The following is a 5,074-nucleotide window of genomic DNA, read 5'->3' as shown; positions in this document are numbered from 1 at the left end:
ATCAGGCATTTTGCTTTATGGCTGGTGCGAATTCAATTTTCGCTGGAGATAAGCTCTTAACTACCCCAAATCCGGCGTTTAATGAGGATATGGAAATGTTCAGATTGTTGGGACTTACACCACGTGAGGCCTTTAAAAATGGCCGAAAACAAGCGAGTGTAGAACAGGAGGTTCTGTAATTTTTAATTGAACAGATTTGCCGATCGACGGAGAAAATGCATTAAACCGGCATAGATTTTTGAATGTCGTTAATTAGCTTGTTTATCGAATCTAGCTGTTCATAAAGCAGGTATTGATCATTAGAAACATTTTCCTCGGGGGCTAATTCGGGAAACAGTATTTCTTTCTCTTTAAAATCTGCAGTACCTGATTTTTTTATTATCTCGCTTAAAGTAAACAAGGACTTACGGATAAGTTTAAGATGATTTTCATTAGTGGCCGGCTTGTCGGTGGCTTGCAAATTAGTTATCAGAGTTGCCGTAAAAGACGATAACATATGATTCAGGACTACAAACTCGTGAATTTCTTTGGCATTTTGTTGTTTGCTTTTAGGCTCCGATTGCATCCGCTGGAAAGCACTGCCTAGATTTGCAGCACTTACGTATACAGCTTTTCTGGCCAGTTTGTAGGATGTTATGTCGACAGGTATATTCATTAATTCGTCGGCTACTTTAACCAAATAATGGTAATTAGCGACTAAAACTTCCCGCATAAAATTTTTGAGATTGTGATATTCCCAATTGGGTAGAATGATGAAACTTGCGGCCAGGGCAATAAAAGATCCTATAAATGTATCCACAATTCGCTCCTGAGCAATTGTGATATTATTCTCTCCAAGAAAGCTAAATAAGATCAGAGTGTAAGGTGTCATAAATAAGACACTCACTACGTAGTTCAGTCTTTGAAAACTGAAAGTTCCAACCATAAAGAGCATGAGAAACATGAGAAGGGTAGTTTGATCCTTAACAAATATTAAGAGTAAGGCACCCGCCACGCCGCCAAAAAGTGTTCCGATTAGTCTATGAATATTTCTTTGTTTTGTGAGACTAAAAGCGGGCTTAAGAATTACGAGAACGGTTAGAAGGATCCAGTAGCTATGGTGACCTACCGGAAATAATTTAGAAACTAGATAACCAATAAAACACATAAGTGCTACGCGCACCGAATGTCTGAAGATAGACGATTGAAAGGTCATGTTTTCCTTCATAATTTTCAAGTCGAAATCCTGATGAGAAACAAACTTTTTTAGGTCTTCAATACTTCGGATGTTTTCCCCGGCGAGTTGCGGATTATCGAAATAACTGTAAATCTTTCTTATCCTGCTGGCCATATTGCGCACATTGATAAGGATTTTTTTAAGGACCAGGTTGCTGATATTATATTCTTCAACTTTGTCGATACTAAGCTTCAACGCATCAAGAGCCGCCTTGTAATGGTGAAGGCGCTCGGGCTTTTCGTTGCTAACAATATAATAGCTTAGATTCTCAAGCTCCTCATTGAATTTTTCGATGATATCTTTAAATCCTGCCAAGGCATTAGTTCTTCCATAAGTGTTCCGGATCGCCTGATAATCATAATGCGTAGCCATCGATTGCTCATAAAGATCTACAATGTCTACGAAAACCAAGATTAATACTCTTCCTGCATAAGTTGACTCTTTTATCATGAGCCTGCTTTTAAACAGTAATTCCCTGACTGTGTCCTGGTGTTGATGAACTACAACTTGTTGTTCTATAAGTTTAGTATAATTTGCATCGTGGTCAGTCTTTAAATCATAGAAATTTGATTTCATCCTTACAAATTCGGCGACCTCGCGAATACATTCTCCAAGAGCTTGTTGCGCCAGGCGGTAGGGCCTGATTTGACTTAACGAGATACTTAAAGCAGTATACCAGACTCCCCCGATTAAAATGTAAAAAGCATGACTCCAGACCCCATTATTAGCCACAACATTTTGATCTATCGTAAGTATCATTACAAATAATGCCGCTGTTCCGATTGCTGAAGCCCGATTTCCATAAACTGAAAACATAGAGAAGAAAAAACATAGAACTAAGATTTCCAGGCCGATAAGAATTGGGCTCCCGTTCACCAGACTGGTTAAAGTCGCAGTTAGAAGAATGAATAGGGTGCAAAAAAGCATTCCGTTACGCTTATGCACAACCGGTCCCGGGTTGTCTGAGATACTAACGCAAAGGGCGCCAAGGGAGATGGTTAAACCGATTGATAACTGGTCAAGTTGGTAAAAGAGGAGGGAGGGGAGAAGTACCCCGAAAGTTATACGTAACCCATCGGCGAAATACTGACTGAAGATAAATGATTTAATTTCCCTCGATTGGTTCATTTATACAAAAATACCCTATCTGGATTGATTTACAATCCAGATAAGAGTATTATTAAATTGCTGTAACGCGGGTTTCAATGTTTCCCTTAGTAGCTTTAGAGTATGGACATACTTTATTCGCTTTGTCGGCAAGTTTCTGGCTTTCCTCGGCAGTCAGGCCAGGAATATGTACGTCGAGTTCAGCTGAAAGCACAAATGAATTGCCGTCTTTGTTAAAAGAAACGTGCACATCTACTGTTGCCTCGGATACATCAGTGCCCTCACGTTCAGCGATAGATCCTAATGCCCCTAAATAACAAGCACCCCATGCAGCTGCGAATAGTTGTTCTGGATTAGATGATCCACCTTGTCCACCCATTTCATGCGGTTTATGCAAATCCATTTCTAATATTCCGTCAGACGATTTAACATGGCCATCGCGGCCGCCTTTTGCAGTAACCACTGCTGTATATAATTTTTCCATAATGTTATTTTGTGTATAGAAGCAAAAACTGTTCCTCTTGCAGAGAACCTTTCATTTTTAGATACGCTATTATTTTTAGAAATAAAATTAATAGGAGTATCAGCATATCTTCATCTTAGTACAACACAACTGCTACCGCATTTGGCATTTTCTGTTGATAAGTTCGGCCAAAAATTGACCCTGTTTCATGTTTAATTTTTGATAAAATACTATTTATCAAGTTGTTAAAATATTGATCATGTTGGTAATGTCTATTTTTATGTGAATAAGATGTTCATAAATAACAGAGTTTTTTACTTGACACGAATGAGTTTAATACCTACATTAGTATTAATAAGAACGAGGTACATTGACAGTCTGAAATAAAGTCCTAAAAGATCCGAAGCCTTCGGGTTTCACCAGATCCAGGATTATTTAATCTGATTCAGAGCAGATCGCAAGATGTGTTCGAAAAAATCAGAGTCGAAATGACAGACATCATGGACGATCGCAAACGTTTCAAGGAACGGATGCGATAAAAAATGAAGGGCCACGGGATTCTTGTTTGAAAGAACATTGAATCTACGAACCGGTTAATTATCAAACGTCTTACGCTTTTGATCAACTAAGGTTGAGAAAAAAGTTAAAACGGAAATCAGAATCGCAAGAGGAAGATTTCCGTTTTTCTTTTATATCCATCCCGTGCTGCTAACCTATATTTCTTGCATTAAAAGTCATAAGTAATTGTCCCAAACCATAGTGAAATTTCCAGCTCTTCAAATACAAGAAGAACTATGAAAATTATTTTTTTCCTCCGAAAGGTAAATTGTTGAAAAATTAAATTTACCCAAGTGTTAATAACTTGGAGTTGATCGAAGTATTGACTTATAAATCAACAAGTTGCTTATTTTAACCGGGTTAATAACTGGCTTGGTGCTGTTAATAAAAAGGTTACTAAAAAGAATCAATTTTCTCTTTGGAATGTCCTAAAATGATGTATATTAGATTATTAAGTCGGTCGTACTTTGATAGCCTGAAATAATATCCATAAAATCCGAAGCTCCAGGGCTTCATTCGATTTCGGATAATTTAAGTTCTAATTCAGACCAGCACTGCGAGGTAAAGGCTGACAGAAAGAGCTCCAAAGGACAGGCGTTACCTATGTTGCAGACATTCTATGGAATGGTTGTGATGATAAAGTAAGGGTCAACGGATACCAGAGGTTTGAAAATTCCTTCGGGAACGAACCAACCAAAGTAAAGACGAGTTAATACTTCTAGTAACCACGGTTACGAAAAAGTTAAAACGGAAATCCCAATCGAAAGAGTAAGATTTCCGTTTTTCTTTTTATACAATTTCCAATAGCCCTTAAACCTACAAGTCATTTTCTTATTTTTGATTAAATGGAAAAAAATAACGTTATGGCCTCTGCATCAAAGATATTCGTTCTGGATACTTCTGTTATTCTATATGAACATGATGCTTTCCAAAACTTTCAAGAACACGATGTCGCAATTCCTATCCAGGTACTGGAAGAACTAGATAATTTTAAAGCCGGAAACGATACTCGTAATTACGAAGCGCGGAGCTTTATCCGTTTAATGGATAACATCTCTAAAAATATGCTGCTGAATGAATGGATGCCTTTAAAAGGGAAGGGGAGAGGCAGATTCAAAGTAGTGATGGACGATACACCTACCCAAAATGATGCTGAAAAGATTTTTGGAGAAGGAAAATTTGATCATCGGATTTTAAATGCAGCGCTTAGCCTGCAGGAGCAACATCCACTGAAGAAAATAATCCTGGTTTCTAAAGATATTTGTTTAAGATTAAAAGCAAAAGCTCTTAATCTATATGCAGAGGATTATGAAACTGGAAAGGTTAAAAACGTAGAGGAACTATACACGGGTAAAACTGTGATCGATAAGCTTACCAATAAAGTAATAGAAGAGCTGATTACGAACAAATTTCTGCCAATAGAAAAGACTAGTATCAGTGATATACACGAAAATCATTTTTTCACGCTAAACAGTAAAAATAAAACAGCTTCTGCATATTATAATCCTAAGAATTTTAAGCTTGAATATATTCCCGCTCAATCAGTTTATAAGATTGAACCCAAAAACCCTGAACAAGCCTTCGCCATTCATGCATTAATGAATCCGGAAATAAAATTGGTTACTATCCAGGGAAATGCCGGAACCGGTAAAACACTTTTGGCATTAGCAAGTGCACTGGAACAGCGTAAAAATTATAGACAAATATTTGTCACCAGGCCTATTGTGCCT

3 protein-coding genes and 1 pseudogene are annotated in these 5,074 nt (G+C 37.5%); 2 read left to right on the top strand and 2 right to left on the bottom strand.

Going from position 1 to position 5,074, the window contains the following annotated elements; translation table 11 throughout:
* Nucleotides 1–179 (top strand): annotated as a pseudogene (locus tag WBJ10_RS06580) (biotin synthase BioB); the annotation flags it as partial.
* 41 nt (nucleotides 180–220) lie between these two features.
* On the opposite strand, the gene WBJ10_RS06575 reads toward WBJ10_RS06580, so the two are convergent.
* Together WBJ10_RS06575 and WBJ10_RS06570 are read right to left on the bottom strand one after the other, a co-directional pair.
* Nucleotides 221–2,344 carry an FUSC family membrane protein gene (locus WBJ10_RS06575; RefSeq protein ID WP_424288725.1) on the bottom strand — a complete coding sequence of 708 codons (2,124 nt, stop codon included), beginning with the start codon at nucleotides 2,342–2,344 and terminating at the stop codon, nucleotides 221–223.
* 52 nt (nucleotides 2,345–2,396) lie between these two features.
* A complete protein-coding gene (locus WBJ10_RS06570; protein ID WP_424288724.1) occupies nucleotides 2,397–2,807 on the bottom strand; it encodes an organic hydroperoxide resistance protein in 411 nt (136 codons plus the stop codon).
* Between the two features lie 1,382 nt (nucleotides 2,808–4,189).
* Here WBJ10_RS06570 and WBJ10_RS06565 point away from each other — a divergent pair.
* A partial coding sequence (locus tag WBJ10_RS06565; RefSeq protein WP_424288723.1) for a PIN domain-containing protein occupies nucleotides 4,190–5,074 on the top strand: 885 nt, incomplete at its 3' end.

The organism is Daejeonella sp. (assembly GCF_049655485.1).
Taxonomy (GTDB): domain Bacteria; phylum Bacteroidota; class Bacteroidia; order Sphingobacteriales; family Sphingobacteriaceae; genus Daejeonella.
This window is presented reverse-complemented; position numbering and strand designations above follow the sequence as displayed.